Origin of the sequence: Metabacillus malikii (assembly GCF_030813355.1) — a bacterium.
In the GTDB taxonomy this organism is placed as follows: domain Bacteria; phylum Bacillota; class Bacilli; order Bacillales; family Bacillaceae; genus Metabacillus; species Metabacillus malikii.
In genome coordinates, this window is the sequence record NZ_JAUSUD010000011.1 from 96,356 (window position 1) to 117,450 (window position 21,095).

A 21,095-nucleotide genomic window follows, 5' to 3' on the forward strand; every position below is an offset into this window, starting at 1 on the left:
TTACGCCTCCATTAATATTAATTGTGGGTCATTTAATAAACGCTTAATATGGTTAAGAGCGTTTTGTGCTGTAGCACCATCAATCATTCTGTGGTCAAAGCTTAATGATAATGCAAGAACAGGTGCTACGACGATTTCACCGTCACGTACAACAGGCTTCTCAGCGATACGACCAATTCCTAAAATAGCAACCTCTGGGTGATTGATAACTGGAGTAAACCATTGACCACCTGCAGAACCGATATTAGAAATTGTACAAGAAGCACCTTTCATTTCGTTAGGAGCTAATTTACCATCACGTGCTTTTGTTGCAAGTCCGTTAATCTCATCTGAAATTTCAAACACTGATTTACGTTCAGCATTTTTCACAACTGGTACAAGAAGACCTTTATCTGTATCTGCCGCAATACCAATGTTGTAGTAGTGTTTTTGTACAACTTCATCAGTGCTGTCATCAAGTGAAGTGTTTAGCACTGGATATTTTTTAAGCGCTGATGTAAGAGCTTTAACAACGTATGGTAGGTAAGTTAATTTAATTCCTTGGTCTGCAGCAACAGCTTTAAACTGTTTACGGTGTGCAACAAGGTTTGTAACATCAACTTCATCCATAAGCGTTACATGTGGTGCTGTATGCTTAGAGTTAACCATTGCTTTTGCTATTGCTCTACGAATAGGGCTCATTTTTTCTCTAGTTTCAGGTAGGTCACCTTCTGGAATTGCTTGCGGTGTTGCAGCTTGTTTTTCTTCCTTAGCAGGTGTAGCTTCAGCAGCTTGTGATTGTGGTGCTCCACCTTGAAGATATGCATCAATATCTTCTTTTACAACACGACCATTTTTACCGCTACCAGAAACAAGACGAATGTCAATATCTTTTTCACGAGCATATTTACGTACTGAAGGCATTGCAATCACACGTTTATCCGTGTCAACTTCCTCACTTGCGGGCGCTTGAGCAGCCTCAGCAGCAGGTGCCTTTTCTTCTTTAACTTCTTCTTTCGGTGCATCTTCTTCGTGATCACCTTTAAATTTTAAATCTTCATATCCAGGTGCGTCAAAAGTAATAATTGTTTGACCAACTGTTGCAACAGTACCCTCTTCAACATTTACTGCTGTAACAGTCCCTTTAACTGGTGAAGGGATTTCTACAACAGCCTTATCGTTTTGTACTTCTGCTAGGACATCATCTTCTTCAACAGTGTCCCCTGCTTTAACGAACCATTTAACGATTTCACCCTCATGGATTCCTTCTCCGATATCAGGCAATTTAAATTCGAATGCCAAATCATTCGACCTCCTTAAAGTTTCAAGTGGGAGTTAATCCCTCACTTATTTGTGTTTAGACTTGTTTTTGTATGAATGGGGTTTGACCTAACATAGGTTTCCCATTCATACAAAAACGATGTTAAAGGTAATTAAATATCTAGTATTGAAAATATATTAGAAGTTAATAACTTTCTTCGCAGTTTCAATAATATCTTTATAAATCGGTAACCATACATTTTCAGCTTCTGTAAATGCATATACTGTATCAGGTGCTGTAACACGTAATACAGGTGCCTCTAAGCTTAAAATTGCACGTTCTGTAATCTCTGCTACAACGTTAGCTGCAATACCAGCTTGTTTTTGTGCCTCTTGAACAACAATTGCACGGCCAGTTTTTTCAACTGATGCAATAATTGTCTCAATATCTAAAGGACTAATTGTACGAAGGTCAACAACTTCAACAGAAACGCCTTCTTTTTCAAGTTCTTCTGCTGCTTTTAATGATTCATGCACCATTGCACCGTACGTGATAATTGATAAATCAGATCCTTCACGCTTAACATCTGCTTTACCGATTTCAATTGTGTATTCTTCCTCTGGTACTTCTTCACGGAAAGAACGGTAAAGTTTCATATGCTCTAAAAATACAACTGGATCATTATCGCGAATAGCTGAGATTAATAGACCTTTTGCATCATATGGTGTAGATGGGATTACAACCTTCAAACCTGGCTGTTGAGCTACTAAACCTTCTAAGCTATCTGCATGTAATTCTGGTGTATGTACAAATCCACCAAATGGAGAACGTATTGTAACTGGAGCAGTCCAGCGTCCGCCTGAACGATAACGCATACGAGCTAGCTGTCCGTTTAAAGAATCCATTACTTCGTAAACAAAGCCGAAGAATTGAATTTCCATTACAGGACGGAAACCAGTTAAACCAAAACCTACTGTTAAACCACCAATACCTGATTCTGCAAGAGGAGTATCGAATACACGGTCTTCTCCAAATTCCTTTTGAAGCCCTTCCGTTGCACGGAATACACCACCATTTAGACCAACGTCTTCTCCATATACGAGGACGTTTTCGTCATTTTTTAGCTCAGTGCGTAGAGCATCAGTGATGGCCTGGATCATTGTCATTTGTGCCATGGCTTATTTCGACTCCTTTTCTTTATAAATTTCATATTGTTCTTTAAGGTTAGCTGGCATTTCTTCGTACATAATTTCCATTAAATCAGTAACCTTTTGTTTTGGATATTTATCAGCTTTTGAAATTGCTTCTTTTATATCTTCTTTAGCTTGTTCAATCGTTTTATTTTCTTCTTCTTCGTTCCAAATACCTTTAGCTTCAAGATATTTGCGGAAACGAACTAGAGGATCTTTTGCTTCCCACTCATTTTCTGTTTCTTTCGTACGGTAACGTGTTGGGTCATCACCCGCCATCGTATGAGGACCATAACGGAATGTTAATGTTTCAATTAACGTTGGGCCTTCACCATTAATTGCGCGCTCACGAGCATCACGAACAGCTGCGTAAACAGCTAATGGATCCATACCATCAACTTGAACACCGACAATTCCTGCTGCAACAGCTTTTTGAGCAATTGTTTGTGCTGCAGATTGTTTTTCTACAGGAGTTGAAATTGCATAGCGGTTGTTTTGAACAACAAATATTGCAGGAGCTTTATATGCGCCAGCAAAGTTAATTCCTTCATAGAAATCACCTTGTGATGCTCCGCCGTCACCTGTATACGTAATTGCTACAGCTTGTTTCCCTTTCTTTTTAAGACCAAGAGCTACACCAGCAGTTTGGATGTATTGTGCGCCGATAATAATTTGTGGCGATAAACAATTAACACCTTCTGGCATTTGGTTACCATGGAAATGTCCACGTGAGAATAAGAATGCTTGATATAAAGGAAGACCATGCCAAATAATTTGTGGGACGTCACGATACCCCGGCAAAATCCAGTCTTCTTTCTCAAGTGCAAATTGTGAAGCAAGCTGAGAAGCTTCTTGTCCAGCTGTAGGTGCATAGAAACCTAAACGACCTTGACGATTCAAAGAAATAGAACGTTGGTCAAGTATACGTGTATATACCATACGACGCATTAATTCTTTTAGTTGTTCATCACTAAGCTCTGGCATAGCTGCTTCATTAACAACTTTACCCTCTTCATTTAGTATTTGTAATGTTTCAAACTGCTTAGCAATTGCATCAAACTGCTTTTTACTGTCAACAACAGCATTTTTCGTTTTTGCAGCCATTTTATAACCTCTTCCTTTCCATATTAAGAGTGTTGTTACGTCAATAAATAGTAGGTAAGAGAGAATAATTCACATAATTCACTTCCTACTGTCCTTTGACCTTAACTTGTTAGTTAGTAAGAGAATTCCATTAAGCACAGCATTAGGTTACCCTAAAATGACTTCACTGACACATTTTTTTCGAATTCATTCCTACCCTATTTACCACCCATTGAGATATAAATATTTTGTACTCTATGTATGGTCATGAATAATCATATCATATAGTCTGTATTAGTTGTTTAAATAAGCAAACTAATACAACATCATTTAGTTCATTAACAATCTTACACCAAGGATTTGAAGTCCGTCAATTAGTTTGCGTAAGGTTTATTGAATTTTTCAGTTTGTATTTTTCTGGTTGTAGGTTGCTGTTTTAATTACTGTACTAATATAAATTCGAATTCTGTTATAGTTTTTTGTAGTACAGAATTACTTTCAGAAAACTCTAACTACTTTCTTCATTTTTTATTACTCAAATTTCATTTTTTTAGAGTAAGATGAATCATACTAATCCCAAATATTTTGAGCATAATATGACCGTTATTTTTGTAACCACTTACAAAAATAGTTTTTGAAAATAACTTAATTCCAAATAAAGAAAAAGCCATCTCATACGGCAAAACGATATCGCCACATGAGACAGCCTCTAATCTTTTATTCACTTTCTTTTATATTCAAATCCGTTGATTTATAAAAATCCATTTTCAGCTTATTATAATTCTCTGTTAGTTGATTAAAACTTTCATTATATTTTACAACTTCTTGATAGGCGGCATTTACCTTTGCAAGATGGGCATCAAGTTCCTCTAATGAGAGATTTTCATTTTGGAAAATCGTATATAATTCTTTATCTAAAGATATTGACTTTTTATAGGCATCATGTAACTCTTCATATTGAGAATAACGTTCAGCCATCGTATCTTCTAGTTTATTTGCTTTTTCAAGTAATGCCTCATCCTTAATTTCTTCAATTACAGGTTGTATCTTTTCAAATTCCTCTTTGGCGGACATAAGACTATCATATTCCATGTCGATTTTTTCTTCTCTTTGTGAAACAAGTTTAAGTCCCTCTTCAGAAAGCTTAACAACTTCATCAAACTTGCTCATACCAATGTCAATGATTTTGTTATAAATTTCTGTTTCTTTTTTTTCAAGCTCTATTAGTGGTTCTTGCTGGTTTTTAAATGTTTCTTCTAATTTGACTACTTCTTCTAATGTTGTATACATTTTCTCTTCTGGTGACGGACCAAAACAACCAGTTAGGAAAATCAGTAAAATTAAGAACACTGCCAGAAAAGCTTTTGCCGGATTATACTTAATTTTCAAATCTTACTCCCCCTTACGCTTCAAATTCTACTATAATCTGTCAAAGCGTATTTTACAATCTCATTTAAGAAAATAGTTCTTCTATGCTTGTCTCATAAAAATCAACTTCCAATTAGACTTGTACTATTAATAATTATGACAGGGATTTAAGTGATAGACCTATAAATCAGCTTTTTGTCCAGCTATCGAAAAAAATTAAAAATGACTAGTACATAGGCAGATGACTATACATAAATAAATGTCCCACATATGGTGTATTATACGTCCGTTGGATGAATGCAAATATGAGGAGGATGTAATAATGTATCATTGTGGATGTGAATATCCTTATAGCTATGGGTATGTAGCACCTGTTAACAATTGTGGAAATGGTTTTGCATTAATTGTTGTTTTGTTTATCCTTTTAATTATTGTTGGCGCAGCATATTTCGGTTGTTAATCCTTAGTTAGCGAATGAATTAGAACCCGGCTTTTAATGGTCGCAAGTGTGGTTGGAGCTTTACATCTAATGTAAATCTCCAACCACTCAATTACAATTACTATGTATGGATCGCAGATATAACTAAAATAAGTTTTAATTTAACGTTTAAATCATGTATGATAACATGAGTTGTTTATTATTATTGTGAATTTTGCTTTCCTTCTAATGAAGGATTGGTTGTTTGACCCCTAAAAAAGATGCGTTCTATAAGAACCCGCTCGCTGGTATTTGTGCTAAACATGACTATCGAAGTATCTCATCCAACCGCAACTATGCTTACGAAACAATCTATTAAAAAGATAATTACATAAACAGTGTTTCTTTTCGTTTTCACATAAATTCGTTATAATTTATCTATCGTTCATTTATTCTAAGTGTATTTCCCTTTGTATACTAACCAAAATGAATCACGAAAACACCCATAATAATTAACAATGTTAATACGTCATGACATATTTATGAAGGAGTGTATAAACAATCATGATTACAATGAAAGATATAGTAAAAGAAGGACATCCAACTTTACGTACAGTTGCTGAGGAAGTTTCATTTCCGTTATCTGATAGCGACAAACAAACCTTACAAGAAATGCTTGAATTTTTAAAAAACAGTCAAGAACCAGAGTTAGCTGAAAAATATGGACTTAGACCTGGAATCGGACTCGCCGCACCACAAATAAATATTCCTAAACGAATGATTGCGATTTATACTGAAGATGAAAAAGGTAACCAGCATAGTTATACCTTAGCTAATCCGAAAATTGTCAGTCATTCCGTTGAGAAAAGTTATTTATCGAGTGGTGAAGGCTGCTTATCTGTTGATAGAGCTGTACCTGGCATTGTACCACGTTATGCCCGAATAAGAGTAAAAGCATTTGATATGAACGGTGACCCAGTTGATATTCGCTTAAAAGGACTTCTTGCCGTCGTTTTCCAGCATGAAATAGACCATTTAAATGGTGTTATGTTTTATGATCATATTAATGAAGAGAATCCATATCAAGAACCTGATAATGCTATAGCAATTGAACGATAAGGTTATATTCGGTGGCTCTTCACTAAAAGTTTTTGACAAATTTATACTAACTTTATTAAGGGTTTGTTGGAGCTGTTTAGAACCTCCAGCGTGATTAGTAGAGGCTAGACCACCACCTCCCTCTTAGATAGTACTTGAACTGTGAACAGCTCATAGTGACAACTATGTATAATACAGAGATTATTTAAAACTTTCCATTCTAATTAGATTAAGACTTCAATAATCAACTTAGACTATAAAAACATACCCTAACTGCACATTTCTTCTTTGGATAATGTTCGAGAGGCTGTGCAGTTTTTCTTTGCGTAAAGTATGTAACAAGCGATTATTTTTCCACGAATAACCATGTGATTGAATTTGACAATTTACATATACTAACAGTGGAAGTTTAAATATCGGACGGTTCAGTAACTATTAAAAGGAGGTTCATCATCATGTTAAAGCGATTAAAAAAGACCCTTCAAAAACAATGGAAACATTTATTAAAACGAAAAACAATAGCATAATACCCCTTGTCCATGTTCTAAAATGTTAATTATATTCACTCATTTTATCGATACAATTATTCAAATACTGAAATAAGATGCTCGCATATTCTCTGCTAGGGTTGGCTTGTTTGCCAATATCGAATATAATAGAAAAAGCTAGTCTAACATACGGAAGTTAAGGAGAGATTTGGTAAATGATTTTCAAGGTTTATTTTCAAGAAAAAATATCTGAGGTTCCTGTTCGTGAAAGAACACAAACTCTATATATTGAAGCAACTACCGAAGGGGAAGTACGTTCAAAATTAAAAGATCGTCCTTACAATATTGAATTTGTAACTCCTCTACAAGGAGCGAGCTTGGAGTACGAAGAACAAAGTGAAAACTATAAAGTATTGGAGATTTGATGTTTATGAAATTTGTTAAAAATGACCAAGTTGCCGTTTTTGCCCTTGGTGGGCTCGGTGAAATTGGTAAGAATACGTACGGTGTACAATTCCAAGACGAGATTGTGTTAATAGACGCCGGTATTAAATTTCCAGAGGATGAACTTCTTGGAATTGATTATGTTATCCCCGATTATACTTATTTAGTAAAAAATGAAGACAAAATAAAAGGCTTATTTATTACGCACGGACATGAGGATCATATCGGTGGGATTCCATATTTATTACGCCAAGTCAATATTCCAATATACGGTGGTAAGCTTGCATTAGGATTATTAAGGAATAAACTCGAGGAACATGGATTACTTCGTCAGACGAAGCTGATTGAAATACAAGAAGATGATATTATTAAGTTCCGTAAAACGTCTGTTACCTTTTTTAGGACAACCCATAGTATCCCTGATTCTTATGGCATTGTCGTTAAAACTCCACCTGGAAATATCGTCCATACAGGTGACTTTAAGTTCGACTTTACCCCAGTAGGAGAGCCAGCCAACTTAACAAAAATGGCAGAAATCGGTAGAGACGGCGTGTTATGCTTACTTTCAGACAGTACGAATAGTGAAGTTCCGAATTTCACAATGTCTGAAAGACGAGTCGGTGATAGCATTCATGATATTTTTCGTAAAGTAGATGGAAGAATTATTTTTGCTACATTTGCATCAAATATCCACCGCCTTCAACAAGTAGTTGAAGCTGCAGTGGCTAATAACAGAAAAATCGCAGTATTTGGAAGAAGTATGGAGGCAGCGATTACGATTGGACAAGATTTAGGTTATATTAATTGCCCTAAAGATACTTTCGTTGATGCCCATGAAATCAATCGGATGCCGGCCCATCGAGTAGCTATATTATGTACAGGAAGTCAAGGTGAACCAATGGCTGCCTTGTCTAGAATTGCAAATGGAACGCATCGGCAAATTCAAATCATTCCTGGAGATAATGTTGTATTCTCTTCGTCGCCAATCCCAGGTAATACGCTAAGTGTTAGCAAGACTATTAATCAGCTTTTCCGTGCAGGTGCAGAAGTTATTCATGGCTCATTAAATGATATTCATACATCTGGTCACGGTGGTCAAGAAGAGCAAAAATTAATGCTTCGCTTAATGAAGCCAAAATACTTTATGCCTATTCACGGTGAATATCGTATGCAAAAAATGCATGCAAAACATGCAGTGGACTGCGGTGTCGAAGAAAAAAATTGCTTCATTATGGATAATGGTGAAGTTCTCGCAATTGGTGAAAACGAGGTCGGGGTTGCAGGGAAAATCCCTTCAGGTTCTGTTTATATCGATGGAAGTGGCATTGGTGATATTGGAAATATCGTATTACGTGACCGTCGGATTTTATCTGAAGAAGGCCTAGTAATCGTTGTCGTAAGCATTAATATGAAGGACTTTAAGATTGCTGCTGGACCCGATATTATATCTCGAGGATTTGTCTATATGCGTGAGTCAGGTGACTTAATAAATGATGCACAATCACTTATTTCCAAACATTTAAATAAAATTATGGAGCGTCGTACTAGCCAGTGGTCTGAAATAAAAAATGAAATTACAGACACTCTTGCTCCATTCCTATATGAAAAAACAAAACGCCGTCCAATGATTCTTCCGATTATTATGGAAGTATAAATACACTAAAAAAGAGGTTACAAAGACACATTTTGTCATTTGTAACCTCTTTTCTTTTCAAATCTATCGTTAATCACCGAGTAGCCGCTTCTCAAATCTGTTAATATCTGAATCGGCTCCAATCACGATTAGAACATCCTGACTTTGAATAATCTCATTCGCTTGTGGCGAAACGATGATTTCTTTATTTCTTTTTATGGCAACTATATTTACGCCATATTTCGCTCGGATATCTAAATCTATTATAGATTGACCATTAATTTTATGATTAGCACTAATTTCGACTATACTATGTTCGTCGGATAATTCTAAATAATCTAGTACGTTATTTGAGACAATTTTATGAGCAATCCTTTTCCCCATATCTCGCTCAGGGTGAACAATCCGATTAGCACCAATTTTCGACAATACCTTTTCATGGTAATCATTAGTTGCTTTAACTGTAATATCATTTACACCTAGTTCTTTTAGAATAAGTGTAGTTAATATACTTGCCTGAATATTGTCTCCTATCGCAACGATAACATGGTCAAAATTTCGTATGCCTATACTTTTTAATACTGTTTCATCTGTTGTATCACCTACGACAGCATGTGAAGCTATATTTGCGTATGCATTAACCTTATCTTCATCAATATCAATTGCCATCACTTCTAAGCCCTCTTCACTTAACGCTTGACAAATACTTCCACCAAAACGCCCAAGACCAATAACTGCAAATTCCTTTTTCAAACAAATTACCTCCAAGACAACAAGTCGGGATATCACAGTTTTTATTACTGTGCAAAACGGAAATAAAAGATTACTATAAAACATGACCATTGGAAATATATAAGCTATGTATATGCACCGGATAAATTGTATCCCAAGAAGATACCATCTCTAAAGCAGAAAGCTAGTATACTTTAGGGAGATTCAATCAAAAAGCGGATACAAATTAATAGATAACAAAGAATACATTAAAGCTTTTTAAAAATCGTATCACAAACTAAACAATTTTAACAGAGGAACGAGAAATAACATTGAGTAATACTAAAATGAGTAATTGTAGAATTATATATATTAACTTGGAGGTTTCAATGAAGAACTTATTTGCAGTACTTATTCCATATGCAATCGGCACTGCTGGAGGGATGATTTTTTACGTCTTAGGTGCGCCTCTTGCCTGGATATTAGGACCGATGACCTTTCTCATTATTTGGAGATCATTCACGAAATGGCACATTAACTATACTCAACCATCCATCTTAAAAAATCTATCTCTCTCCATATTGGGCAGTTCATTTGGACTTTCCTTTACGATAGAAACGTTTAAAATCGTTACACCATATATATTTCCTTTTATACTTCAAACGATCTTACTAATTGGATTAAGTATTTTAAACGCCATCATAATTAGTAAAATTGTAAATATCGATTATAAAACAAGCATTTTTGCTTCAATCCCTGGTGGCTTGACCGAAATGGTTACTGCAAGTGAATCATTACATGCTAACGCTTCACTTGTGACAATATTCCAAACTGTACGTCTATTAACAGTTGTTTTCTTTGTCCCTTACACTATTTTACATATGTTTGAGACAAGTTTGGAAGGAAATCAGCTTCAGTTACAAACAGTTGAGGTATCAATTATTTCATATGGGTGGTTCTTTCTTGCCTTTTTTATTGGATACCTTATGAAATCCATTATACCAGCATCATATGTAATTGGGCCCCTACTGACAATCGCTTTACTTAATATCCTTGGAGTAAATTTACCTGTTATTCCTAACTTTTTATTAATCTTTGCTCAAATAACGATCGGAATTGGATTTGGTTTAATGATTACAATTCGTGATTTAAAGCTCGGAGGAAAATACTGTGGTCTATATTTTCTGTCGACAGTGTTCCTCATTGCGGCCAGTATGGGTGCCGGTTATTTATTTACTCTTTTTTCAACAATTGATTTAGGAACCGCTATGCTGTCACTTGCTCCGGGGGGACTAGTTGAAATGGTTCTAACCGCATCTACAATCGGAGCTAATCCTGCTATCGTAAGTTCCCTTCAATTTATAAGGTTACTTTTCATCATCAGTATCGTACCAAGTTTACTGAAATATTTAATACAAAAAATTGAACAAAAAACATTTAGTAAGGAGTGATTATTCGAAGAAAGCACATCAAAAGGTCTTACTCACTTTTTAACATTACTTTTTAACGAAGTTGAATACGATGTTTAAATTAAAAGGTTGAAGAATAATAAATTCAGCTCTGATAATGATGATGAGTACATTCTTGTTTCCATCTTTTTCTTTTTAAATCTCACCAATTATGAAAGACATGTTGCTTGTGCTCCTTTCTCTTTTTATTCTTCATTACTTTTATGAAGACCACTTTTGCTCATGTTTCTATCTCTTTTTGGTCTTCATCACTTCTATGAAGACCACTTTTTCTCATACTCCATTGTCATTTTAGTCATCATCACTTTTGTGTAGAACTTTTTACTTGTCCATATTTCATATTTTATCTAATAGGATGTTCTGCAAGCCCTAGTTGCTAGTACTTTTCGATTAAGAGACTTGTAGTAAAAAAGCGCTCTACAAAAAATACCCAATATAAATTGAATATTATTTTCAATTTATATTGGGTTTTCAGGGGACTTATGGTGGAGTCACCCACCACTTTTCACTTCATTTAATTGTAATTTACATATCGTTGCTTTGATTTGAAAATAAGTAATTTGATCGGGCAAGGCTTCTTTAATAGGTTTTAATAGCTCTGTCCCTAGTTCATACACTTTTTCAATGATGAGAGTCTCTTGTTCATCTGTAAAAATTCTTTCCCAATCAAATGGGAGTCCTTCAGATATTGCTTTTGCAAGATGGTTTTGTACGGTAATCTCGGTTAAGTCCCTGTTTTTAGCAATTTCTGAAACAGTAGCCCCTTCAACAAATTGTTGATAGCTAGTTAGATAACTTGCAACTTTATTTTTATTATCATCCGTTTCCGTTTTTATGTCTTCCATTACGGATTCCGTACTATGCTCCTGATTTACTATATGGTTTTCATCAAGAAATTGTTTTATCGCAGATATAAAGTCGTCTCCGTACTTTTCCAATTTCGTTTTTGCAACACCTTTTACCGATAAAAATTGTTCAGCTGTTGTTGGACACTTACTACTCATATCTTTTAAACTGCTATCTGAAAAAATAATATATGGTGGAACGTTATGTTTACTAGCCAAATCGCGACGAACTTGTCTTAATCTATCAAATAATTGATCATTTGACTCAATTGCTTGAATCGTCACAGATTCCTTCTTATAGACTGGTTGTTTATCAATAAGAACTTTTCTAGCTTTATTTGTTAGCTCTAAAACCGGGTATTGGGCATTAGTCATCGCTAAATATCCTTCCGCAATGAGAAAGTCGATTAAGTCAGTAATTTGCTTTTCTGTTTTATTCGACATTAACCGATATGTCGTTAATTTATCAAACCCAAATTGAATAATTCTTTTATTTTTCGAACCTTTTAATACTTGTGCTACTAATGTCTTCCCAAATCGTTCATTCATCCTTTTAATACATGAGAAAACCATTAATGCTTCATTCGTAATATCTATTTTCGAACGAGTATCCCTGCAGTTCATACATTTCCCACAATCTTGTGCTGATTCACCAAAATATTCAATTATATATGATTGAATACATTTCTCAGTATGACAAAGGTCCACCATTTGCTGAAGCTTTTGATATTCGTGGATTTTCTTCTCATCACTTAAAGCAGTTTGTTCGATTAGAAACTTTTGCAACTGAATATCTTGTCCAGCAAACAGAAGTGTACATTCGCTTCTTTCCCCATCTCTCCCTGCACGACCTGCCTCTTGATAATATGCTTCAATATTTTTTGGAAGATTATGATGGATAACATATCGAACATTTGATTTATTTATACCCATTCCAAATGCATTAGTTGCAACCATTACATTTAACTTGTCAAACAAAAAATTGTCTTGCTGCTCTGATCGTTCATGTTCAGACATTCCAGCATGGTATTTCCCAACCTTTATGCCCTGCTTCTTTAAGTAGTTATAAAGTTCATCTACCTCTCTTCGCGTTGCAGCATATATAATCCCTGCCTGGTCATCATTTGCTTTGACATAGTTTGAAATATAATCACGCTTATTCTCACCCTTAATGACGTTAAATGTTAAATTATCTCTAGCAAAACCAGTTACATACGTATTGTCAGGAGAAATATCTAATAATTCACAAATATCATTTGTCACTTCCTGTGTAGCTGTCGCCGTTAAGGCAATGACAATTGGGCGCTCTCTAAAGCCTTCAATCATATTTCTAATTGATCGATAACTTGGGCGGAAGTCATGTCCCCATTGTGATATACAATGCGCTTCATCAATTGCAACAATTGAGACGTTCATATCAAAAAGAAGTGAACGAAATGAAGCTGATTCTAATCGCTCTGGTGCTATATACAATATTTTATATTGATTGTCTTTTAATTCTTCTATGCGTTCATTTAATTCACGAGCAGATAGACTACTATTAATATATGTTGAGCTGACTCCTGCACTTGTTAACGCATCTACTTGATCTTTCATTAAAGAAATAAGAGGTGAAATTACGATTGTTATTCCCTCTGCAAGAAGTGCTGGAATTTGATAACAGATTGATTTCCCGCCACCCGTTGGCATAATCGCCAATGTATCCATGCCATTAAGTACACTGCCGATAATTGACTCTTGGCCTTCGCGAAAAGTTGAATAACCAAAGTACTCCTGCAATTTCCTTTTTGCTTGCTCTAACATTTTATCACCCTATATTACTTTCATTTTTTTGGTTCTATCGATAATTATAACATGTTTTTTCCATTTACATTTTCACTGACGAATACTACCGTTATATAAATGTCGCAGCTGATAATTTTATTGTTTGCTAGATATATAGTAGTATTTATAGCTCATTTTCATTTGCAAAATAGCAGTTTATTATTGTAACAAATATCACAAACTGATGACGTTTTCGTATCATACTTATAACTATCCCCAAAAAACAACATACTTCTACAAATTTCTATATATGTAATCATCACTAAAAATGAAGGCTACCTAATGTTTGGCCTTTCGTTAATAAAATGGACGTATAAGAAAAGAGGTTTGATATATGTTATCATCAAATGAAATAGGAATTGATTTAGGGACTGCTAATATACTAGTTTATAGTAAAAATAAAGGGATCCTTTTAAATGAACCGTCTGTAGTCGCAATTGACTCTGATACAAACAATGTGTTGGCTGTCGGAACCGAAGCTAAAAATATGATTGGTAAGACGCCTGGAAAAATAGTAGCTGTTCGTCCGTTAAAAGATGGTGTGATAGCAGATTATAATATGACTGCTGATATGCTAAAGCATGTGATGAAGCTAGTTTCTCGTAAAATAGGTAAAACATTAAGAAAGCCTACTGTAGTCGTTTGTACACCTTCTGGAGCAACATCCGTCGAGAGAAGAGCAATCCAAGATGCAATTCGTAGCTCGGGAGCAAAAGATGTTCACCTTATTGAGGAGCCTGTTGCAGCTGCAATAGGTGCAGATTTACCTGTTGATGAACCGATCGCAAATGTCATCGTAGATATCGGGGGCGGTACGACAGAAGTAGCGATTATTTCATATGGCGGCATAGTCTCCTGTCATTCTATTCGTATTGCTGGAGACCAATTAGATGAAGACATCATCCAATATATCAGAAAAAAATATAATTTATTAATCGGTGAACGTACAGCTGAGAGAATGAAAATTGACATTGGTTATGCATTAATTACCCATGAAAAAGAGGAAATAGAAATTCGAGGTAGAGATTTAGTAACAGGCTTACCTAAAACAATTACAGTTTCTTCTTATGAAATGCAAGAGGCCATGAAGGAATCCTTATTACACATATTAGAAGCAATCCGCGCAACATTAGAAGACTGTCCTCCTGAATTGAGTGGAGATATTGTTGATCGTGGTGTGATTTTAACCGGTGGCGGTGCCTTACTAAAAGGAATTCAGGAATGGATCTGTGAGGAAATTGTTGTCCCTGTTCACATCGCCCCGAGTCCGCTGGAATCAGTTGCCATCGGTACCGGCCGTTCTCTTACAATTATTAATAAAATTTTAAAAGCTGCTAAATAAATTGCTTTTGAAGATTTGTTAGGTTTAGCCCTTAAAAAAAGAAAGAACTTTTTAAGGGTTTTACCTCTCTCGTCTATTCATTCAACTATTTTTTACATAAATTTTACACAATTGAACTCATCAAATTACGAAGTTATGAATATACTAGCTTTGGTTTCAAATGGAAATGATGCAATCCTAATACATGCATGATTTCCCACATTTTGATAAGAGTAATTATAGGAGGTAAGTTAGTGAAGGATTTTAGCAGAAGAATAATCATTAGTTTAACATTAGCAGTTATTATTATGGGTGGGATGAGTGTTTCACTTGCTAATATGCCGACGACATCAAATACTAATGATGAAATTGTCCAAGTGCAAGGAAAATAGGTAAACGGGTAAGACAGAAAAATGCACCTTACTTATATAAATACCGCAGAGCTTACCGTAGTTGTTAATCCTTACCTTGTCAGGTTTTTTAACAATCAATTGTTAACATGTTAACATATAACAGTTTGTTAAGGTACATGATTATTAACAGTGATCCTTGCTACATACTAAAGCATTCAAGCATTGATTATGTAATCAACACTCGAATGCTTTTTTTAGCTTCATCACTTTTTCAGTACTACTCGCATTTACTGGCATCTCATATACACGATTAATAAATGTTCAGTGAGTTCTTAGAATATGATTATAAGGTAATTATTTAACCTACTTTTCAAGTATTGCAAATACCGCTGCTTCACTCAAAACGAAATGCCCTATCAGCTAATAATTTTGTTGTGATATCATCAGAAGGTGGATTATGTAAACCTGCACGAACATCACGGTAATGCCTTTGAAGTGCATTCGACTTGAACAGGCTCTGACCACCAACAATTCTCATCGCTAAATCAACTACCTCTACAGCTGTATTTGTTACAACAGACTTCACAATTGCCAAGTCATAAGCCAGTTCCGAACGGTTCTCAATATTGTTATCCCACTTTTCTGCCGTATGATACATTAATGTTCTGGCAGTTGTAAGTTTAAGGTCCATTTCCGCTGCTTTTCTTCTTACCTCTGGCACGTTCATAATAGGGTGTGGCAAACTAGTTGGTTGATACGTCTTAGCGAACTCAATTGCTTCATTTCTTGCGGCAATGGCAATTCCGCTATAACAGGCTGGGATATGAAGCAGCCAACCTTGTGCAACAGGTTTTCCTTTTTTTTGTTTTCGTTCAACTAGTGCTTTAATTGGTACTTCTACATTGTTTAGGACTAAATCATCACTTCTCGTCCCTCTCATCCCCAATGTATCCCAAGTTTCCTCAATAGATAAACCATTCGCGGTTCTAGGGATTAAAAAGTCACCAATTTCCTCTGTTTCAGCAATAGTTGCTGGGACAATAAAGTAATCTAATGCTGGTGCAAGTGATGTGAAAATTTTCCTCCCGGTTATCCTCCATTTATCATTTATCTGTTCTGCGGTCGTTTCAGGTTTACCACCCCGGGCAGGACTACCTGAGTTTGGTTCAGTAGCTGCGCTATTTATTAATTTATTTTCTGCAATAATTTCTCTGCATAAATTTTCAAATACAGATGGCTCCCACTTTCTCGTTTCGCGCATGTGCATTAATAAACCTAGATGCCAACCTAATGATAAAGCTGTTGCAGCGTCTCCTTGTGCAATTTTTTCCTGAACTAGTAAAAAGTCGTATAATGACGCTCCATCTCCTCCATATTCACATGGTATGGTCAACTTTAAATAACCTTCTGTTTTCAATTTGTCAAAGTTTTCAAAAGGAAATTTACTTTCTTTATCATATTTTTCGGCACGTAATGCGAAATCCTTTGCAAGTTCTTCCGTTTCTAATAATATCTCTCTTTGACTAGATGTTTTAATAAATTGATTATCTAAATCGTTCATCTTCATCACCTCAATATGTCTATTGTAATGATTAATTTCTTTATCATAAAGTATTTTGTCTGTATATCGTGATTTCTTTTCAATCCAAACGATGTTTTGATAAAATAATATAGAAACTAAAACCTAGGAGGAATAGACTTGTCTACCTTTCAACAAAACTTAGAAAAATATGCAGAATTAGCAGTTCGCGTAGGAGTTAATATACAACCTAATCAAAATTTAATGATTAATGCCTCAATTGAAGTAGCTGAGTTTGTACGTCTCGTTGTAAAAAAAGCTTATGAGGCTGGTGCACGTAATGTCTACGTAGAGTGGCATGATGATGCTGTCACAAGGACCCGCTTTGAACTAGCACCTGAAGAAGCGTTAAGTGATTACCCTGAGTGGAAAGCAAGAGGCTTAGAAACTTTAGCAGAAAATGATGGTGCATTTATGTCAATCATCTCATCTAATCCCGATTCATTAAGTGGTATAGATCCGAAAAGAATTGCTGCTAGTACAAAGGCGGCAGGAACGGCTTTAACAAAATATCGAAATTACTTGCAAGCTGACAAGGCTAGTTGGACTGTTATTGCTGCTGCTTCTAAGGAATGGGCCGCAAAAGTGTTTCCTGATGAAGCAGCTGATAAACAAGTCGAAAAGCTTTGGGAAGCGATTTTTAGAACAACTCGAACGGATCAGGACGACCCTGTTCAAGCATGGCAGGACCATAATAACAATTTACATAATAAAGTTGAATACTTGAACAACAAAAAGTATAAAAAACTTCACTATAAGGCGAAGGAAACCGATTTAACAATCGAGTTACACGATACACATACTTGGGTTGGAGCAGGAAGTGAAAATGAAAAAGGTACCTTCTTTATGGCGAACATGCCAACAGAGGAAGTATTTACAGTTCCTTTAAAAACGGGAGTAGATGGTGTTGTGAAAAGCACAAAGCCGTTAAGTTACAGTGGTAATCTAATCGACCAATTTACTATAACATTTGAAAAAGGACGTATCGTTGACGTAAAAGCAGAAACAGGTGAAGAGATTCTCAAACAATTAGTTGAAACAGACGAAGGATCTCATTATTTAGGAGAAATCGCTCTTGTAGCACATGATTCACCTATCTCACAATCAGGAATCCTTTTTTATAATACACTTTTTGATGAAAATGCATCAAATCATTTAGCAATAGGTAACGGATATGCCTTTTGCGTTGAAGGCGGAAAAAAAATGACACGTGAGCAATTAGAAGAAGTTGGTGTAAACTCAAGTATTACCCATGTTGACTTTATGATTGGTTCAGCAGATATGGATATTGATGGCATATTAGAAGATGGAACAAGAGAGGCTATCTTCCGAAAAGGTACATGGGCTTTTTAATCAGCCACTATAAGTAGTAACGTTCTAAGTCATGAGTAAAGGCTCTATATCTACTCATGACTTATACTAGGAGGAAACTGATGAAGTCTGTTGAGGTTTATATATTATCAGGATTTCTTGGAGCAGGGAAAACAACTTTATTACAAAATATCCTGACACAAGAAAAACAGCTAGAAAGAAAGATAGCTGTCATTATGAATGAGCTCGGCGAAGTTTCAATTGATTCTAACGCAATTCCTGAAGAAACGCCGTTAAAGGAATTATTAAATGGATGTGTTTGTTGTACTATACAAGGGCAACTAGAAGTACAGCTAGAAAATATGTTAAGAGAATTTGAGCTTGATGCTATCTATATAGAAACGACTGGTGTAGCTCACCCTATCGAAGTGTTAGATGCATGCATGTCACCATTATTTGCAGAAAAGCTATCTATTCAAGGCATTATAACAATTATTGACGCAAACCGTTGGAAAGATCGTTCACATTTAAGTATCCAACTACGGAAATTACTAATTGAGCAAGTTCAACATGCAGATATTGTCTTATTAAATAAAATTGACCAATTAAAAGAGGCAGAACAAGCAAATATTGTCTCAGAGGTTCAATCATTAAACACAAATGGAAAACTATTAATGACAGAGTTTGCTAACGTTCCATTATCACAACTAAGAAATTATCATGTCACTAGTAAAAGTCCACATCAAAAAACACATGTACATCAGCATCTCCATATGAGAAGCTTTGTTCATACTTTTTCAAAACCGATCGATTTAGATGCATTTGAGCAGTTCTTAAAGGAGATGCCAGATACGATTTATCGAATTAAAGGATATATTCGGTTTACCCATTCTGACAAGCCTTTTCTATTCCAATATTCATATGGTATGCCACTTTATATGAAGGAACAAATGAATAGAAAAAATACACTAGTGTTCATAGGAGAAAATTTAAATCATCAAGTGCTCGAAACGACACTTTTACAGTTAGAAAGACATAGCAATGATTCATAATATCAATTAAGGGAACGTTTATGTAACTTCCCTTAAACCTTTCCCATCAATGATTTCTTGTATTCCCTCCTCACAAACCCCATATCCTCTCCATGAGCATGATACACAAACAAGATGTATATCTTCGGGAACAATTTTCTTACGAATCGTTGACTCAATTTCATTCCATGTAATGATTTCGCCAATTTCAAGTCCCATTTTCTTCAAAATTGCCTCATCTCGATTATAAATGTGAGGATCTTTACAATGATAGTTACCTGAATTTGGATATTTTTCGCATAGTTGATCAGGACCCTTAATAATTTGTATTTTGGTCTCCGGATTGTACCTTAATTGTTGATGCCAAAAAGTCATATTTTCTATATATTCCTTTGAATAACCCATTCCTCGGTATCCTAATAGACAAAAAAGGTGATGACCACGTAGTTTTAACAAATTTATAACCTCCTTCTCAGTAATACTTATATGTTAACATATCTAGCAATCCAGTTTACTATTGATATTATTTTTGGCTCATTTCTAAAAGATTGTAGCTTTTTACACTAACCTTTTTAAGGGTTTGTTGGAGCTTAAAGTGCGAGACTCCTGCGGGATGCGTGGGAGAGGTGAGACGTGAGCAGGCGTTTACGCTGAGGAATTCGAAAAGCGTAGGCGGCTTGCCCATCGACGTACAAACTGGAGGGGCATCGACTAAAGATTTAGGAATCACGATGAGTCCTTGGACGAATCGATGATGACTTATCGTAGGGAGGTGACCTGAAGTTTGTTAACAGGTAGCCGCCGAAGCTAGACAGGCTCACCACCCACCCCGCGGAAAGCGAGCACTGTAGCGGAAATAAACCCTAAACGACAACTCAGTTAAAAGCAACAATGTTTACGAAAACAGCCTTATTTTTTAATCAACAAGTTACCCTGTACCTATTTTGTTTAATGTATTTCAACAAAAGTATTGTCTCTTTTTTGATAAGTTAAAGACCAAAATAAAAACTGTTACATGATTAGTAGTAAAATCATATAACAGCTATTATAGAATACTTTAAATCTTTTAACCTATTCAGACTGTAAGATAAAATCAATGCGCCGATTTTGGTCTTTATTCTCCGCATTTCCATCATTCGGGACAATTGGTTTAGATTGTCCAAACCCTTGTGCAGTAAAAGTAAGATGCTTTAATTCTTCTCTGTCCTGTAATAGACTTAATAAATAGTTAGCACGATTTGTAGTTAACTCCAGATTATATTTCTCATCATGGTCATTATCCGTATGAGCAGTAATTGTAACTTTCGTACCTTCCGGCAAATCTTTAAAACAATCAACTAAATTTATAAAATTATGATATCCTCGATTATTTTCAGTTTGATTACTAGGAAAATCTACATCTTCATAACCAAAAAAGTGATTCTCATCAAATCGAAGAGTTATCTCATTTTGAGATTCAATTACCTTAGCCTCTATACCATCGACATTTACTTCAAAATTCACTTTTGACTTCTCTTCCTTTCCAGGTGTAACCTCAATTCCTGAAATAATAGGAAGCTCGTCCATCGTTTCATTAACTACAGGCTTCGTATCGGTAGAACAACCTACAGTTAGTATAACAGAAACAACTAGAGATATAGAAAGAGCTTTCCTCAGCATAGTATCACCAACTTCTACTCCTTTACTACC

19 protein-coding genes are annotated in these 21,095 nt (G+C 35.4%); 10 read left to right on the top strand and 9 right to left on the bottom strand.

What is annotated here, in order from left to right; translation table 11 throughout:
* The 4 genes from J2S19_RS12245 to J2S19_RS12260 all read right to left on the bottom strand — a co-directional run bounded on the left by J2S19_RS12245 (nucleotide 1) and on the right by J2S19_RS12260 (nucleotide 4,902).
* Nucleotides 1-1,281: a dihydrolipoamide acetyltransferase family protein gene (locus tag J2S19_RS12245; RefSeq protein WP_307342079.1), complete on the bottom strand. Its 1,281-nt coding sequence runs from the start codon at nucleotides 1,279-1,281 to the stop codon at nucleotides 1-3.
* Nucleotides 1,282-1,437: 156 nt separating this feature from the next.
* Nucleotides 1,438-2,415: an alpha-ketoacid dehydrogenase subunit beta gene (locus tag J2S19_RS12250; protein WP_307342082.1), complete on the bottom strand. Its 978-nt coding sequence runs from the start codon at nucleotides 2,413-2,415 to the stop codon at nucleotides 1,438-1,440.
* A 3-nt stretch (nucleotides 2,416-2,418) separates the two neighbouring features.
* Nucleotides 2,419-3,534, bottom strand: coding sequence for a pyruvate dehydrogenase (acetyl-transferring) E1 component subunit alpha (gene pdhA, locus J2S19_RS12255; RefSeq protein WP_307342085.1), 1,116 nt, complete (start codon nucleotides 3,532-3,534; stop codon nucleotides 2,419-2,421).
* Between the two features lie 696 nt (nucleotides 3,535-4,230).
* A complete protein-coding gene (locus J2S19_RS12260) occupies nucleotides 4,231-4,902 on the bottom strand; it encodes a YkyA family protein (RefSeq protein WP_307342088.1) in 672 nt (223 codons plus the stop codon).
* Between the two features lie 301 nt (nucleotides 4,903-5,203).
* On the opposite strand from J2S19_RS12260, the gene J2S19_RS12265 reads away from it, so the two are divergent.
* The 4 genes from J2S19_RS12265 to rnjA all read left to right on the top strand — a co-directional run bounded on the left by J2S19_RS12265 (nucleotide 5,204) and on the right by rnjA (nucleotide 8,983).
* On the top strand, nucleotides 5,204-5,341 hold the full coding sequence (locus J2S19_RS12265; protein ID WP_370875136.1) for a YjcZ family sporulation protein: 138 nt from the start codon (nucleotides 5,204-5,206) through the stop codon (nucleotides 5,339-5,341).
* Nucleotides 5,342-5,863: 522 nt separating this feature from the next.
* The gene (gene def / locus J2S19_RS12270) at nucleotides 5,864-6,418 is read left to right on the top strand and encodes a peptide deformylase (protein WP_307342091.1); all 555 of its coding nucleotides are present in this window, start codon (nucleotides 5,864-5,866) and stop codon (nucleotides 6,416-6,418) included.
* A 682-nt stretch (nucleotides 6,419-7,100) separates the two neighbouring features.
* Nucleotides 7,101-7,310, top strand: coding sequence for a DNA-dependent RNA polymerase subunit epsilon (locus J2S19_RS12275; protein WP_307342093.1), 210 nt, complete (start codon nucleotides 7,101-7,103; stop codon nucleotides 7,308-7,310).
* A gap of 5 nt (nucleotides 7,311-7,315) precedes the next feature.
* Nucleotides 7,316-8,983: a ribonuclease J1 gene (gene rnjA / locus J2S19_RS12280; protein WP_307342096.1), complete on the top strand. Its 1,668-nt coding sequence runs from the start codon at nucleotides 7,316-7,318 to the stop codon at nucleotides 8,981-8,983.
* A 69-nt stretch (nucleotides 8,984-9,052) separates the two neighbouring features.
* Here the strand turns inward: rnjA and J2S19_RS12285 are convergent, their stop codons facing one another.
* Nucleotides 9,053-9,715, bottom strand: a complete 663-nt coding sequence (locus J2S19_RS12285; protein ID WP_307342098.1) for a potassium channel family protein — start codon at nucleotides 9,713-9,715, stop codon at nucleotides 9,053-9,055.
* Between the two features lie 347 nt (nucleotides 9,716-10,062).
* On the opposite strand from J2S19_RS12285, the gene J2S19_RS12290 reads away from it, so the two are divergent.
* Nucleotides 10,063-11,124: an AbrB family transcriptional regulator gene (locus J2S19_RS12290; RefSeq protein ID WP_307342101.1), complete on the top strand. Its 1,062-nt coding sequence runs from the start codon at nucleotides 10,063-10,065 to the stop codon at nucleotides 11,122-11,124.
* A 509-nt stretch (nucleotides 11,125-11,633) separates the two neighbouring features.
* On the opposite strand, the gene recQ is transcribed toward J2S19_RS12290, so the two are convergent.
* Nucleotides 11,634-13,790: a DNA helicase RecQ gene (recQ, locus tag J2S19_RS12295; protein WP_307342106.1), complete on the bottom strand. Its 2,157-nt coding sequence runs from the start codon at nucleotides 13,788-13,790 to the stop codon at nucleotides 11,634-11,636.
* Nucleotides 13,791-14,145: 355 nt separating this feature from the next.
* On the opposite strand from recQ, the gene mreBH reads away from it, so the two are divergent.
* Together mreBH and J2S19_RS12305 are read left to right on the top strand one after the other, a co-directional pair.
* Entirely contained in the window at nucleotides 14,146-15,153 is a 1,008-nt protein-coding gene (gene mreBH, locus J2S19_RS12300) for a rod-share determining protein MreBH (protein WP_307342108.1), read from the top strand.
* A 188-nt stretch (nucleotides 15,154-15,341) separates the two neighbouring features.
* A complete protein-coding gene (locus J2S19_RS12305) occupies nucleotides 15,342-15,524 on the top strand; it encodes a protein YkpC (protein ID WP_307342111.1) in 183 nt (60 codons plus the stop codon).
* A gap of 355 nt (nucleotides 15,525-15,879) precedes the next feature.
* On the opposite strand, the gene J2S19_RS12310 is transcribed toward J2S19_RS12305, so the two are convergent.
* Nucleotides 15,880-17,046, bottom strand: coding sequence for an acyl-CoA dehydrogenase family protein (locus J2S19_RS12310; RefSeq protein WP_307342114.1), 1,167 nt, complete (start codon nucleotides 17,044-17,046; stop codon nucleotides 15,880-15,882).
* Nucleotides 17,047-17,184: 138 nt separating this feature from the next.
* Here J2S19_RS12310 and J2S19_RS12315 point away from each other — a divergent pair, with 138 nt between their 5' ends.
* Nucleotides 17,185-18,417, top strand: coding sequence for an aminopeptidase (locus tag J2S19_RS12315; protein WP_307342117.1), 1,233 nt, complete (start codon nucleotides 17,185-17,187; stop codon nucleotides 18,415-18,417).
* 80 nt (nucleotides 18,418-18,497) lie between these two features.
* Nucleotides 18,498-19,427, top strand: coding sequence for a CobW family GTP-binding protein (locus J2S19_RS12320; RefSeq protein ID WP_307342120.1), 930 nt, complete (start codon nucleotides 18,498-18,500; stop codon nucleotides 19,425-19,427).
* A gap of 18 nt (nucleotides 19,428-19,445) precedes the next feature.
* On the opposite strand, the gene J2S19_RS12325 is transcribed toward J2S19_RS12320, so the two are convergent.
* A complete protein-coding gene (locus tag J2S19_RS12325; RefSeq protein ID WP_307342123.1) occupies nucleotides 19,446-19,862 on the bottom strand; it encodes a DUF1284 domain-containing protein in 417 nt (138 codons plus the stop codon).
* Nucleotides 19,863-20,032: 170 nt separating this feature from the next.
* Between J2S19_RS12325 and J2S19_RS12330 the strand changes: the two genes are divergently transcribed.
* Nucleotides 20,033-20,161 (top strand): hypothetical protein, encoded by a 129-nt coding sequence (locus J2S19_RS12330; RefSeq protein WP_307342126.1) that lies wholly within the window; start codon nucleotides 20,033-20,035, stop codon nucleotides 20,159-20,161.
* A gap of 316 nt (nucleotides 20,162-20,477) precedes the next feature.
* Here the strand turns inward: J2S19_RS12330 and J2S19_RS12335 are convergent, their stop codons facing one another.
* Nucleotides 20,478-21,065: an OmpA family protein gene (locus tag J2S19_RS12335; protein ID WP_307342132.1), complete on the bottom strand. Its 588-nt coding sequence runs from the start codon at nucleotides 21,063-21,065 to the stop codon at nucleotides 20,478-20,480.
* Between the last annotated feature and the right edge of the window lie 30 nt (nucleotides 21,066-21,095).

Bases quoted from the DNA above. Each gene is read 5' to 3' on its own strand.
- J2S19_RS12250 (WP_307342082.1), bottom strand. From the start codon at position 2,415: ATGGCACAAATGACAATGATCCAGGCCATCACTGATGCTCTACGCACT.
- mreBH (WP_307342108.1), top strand. From the start codon at position 14,146: ATGTTATCATCAAATGAAATAGGAATTGATTTAGGGACTGCTAATATA.
- pdhA (WP_307342085.1), bottom strand. From the start codon at position 3,534: ATGGCTGCAAAAACGAAAAATGCTGTTGTTGACAGTAAAAAGCAGTTT.
- J2S19_RS12290 (WP_307342101.1), top strand. From the start codon at position 10,063: ATGAAGAACTTATTTGCAGTACTTATTCCATATGCAATCGGCACTGCT.
- J2S19_RS12305 (WP_307342111.1), top strand. From the start codon at position 15,342: ATGATTTCCCACATTTTGATAAGAGTAATTATAGGAGGTAAGTTAGTG.
- recQ (WP_307342106.1), bottom strand. From the start codon at position 13,790: ATGTTAGAGCAAGCAAAAAGGAAATTGCAGGAGTACTTTGGTTATTCA.
- J2S19_RS12310 (WP_307342114.1), bottom strand. From the start codon at position 17,046: ATGAACGATTTAGATAATCAATTTATTAAAACATCTAGTCAAAGAGAG.
- J2S19_RS12320 (WP_307342120.1), top strand. From the start codon at position 18,498: ATGAAGTCTGTTGAGGTTTATATATTATCAGGATTTCTTGGAGCAGGG.
- J2S19_RS12335 (WP_307342132.1), bottom strand. From the start codon at position 21,065: ATGCTGAGGAAAGCTCTTTCTATATCTCTAGTTGTTTCTGTTATACTA.
- J2S19_RS12265 (WP_370875136.1), top strand. From the start codon at position 5,204: ATGTATCATTGTGGATGTGAATATCCTTATAGCTATGGGTATGTAGCA.
- def (WP_307342091.1), top strand. From the start codon at position 5,864: ATGATTACAATGAAAGATATAGTAAAAGAAGGACATCCAACTTTACGT.
- J2S19_RS12275 (WP_307342093.1), top strand. From the start codon at position 7,101: ATGATTTTCAAGGTTTATTTTCAAGAAAAAATATCTGAGGTTCCTGTT.
- rnjA (WP_307342096.1), top strand. From the start codon at position 7,316: ATGAAATTTGTTAAAAATGACCAAGTTGCCGTTTTTGCCCTTGGTGGG.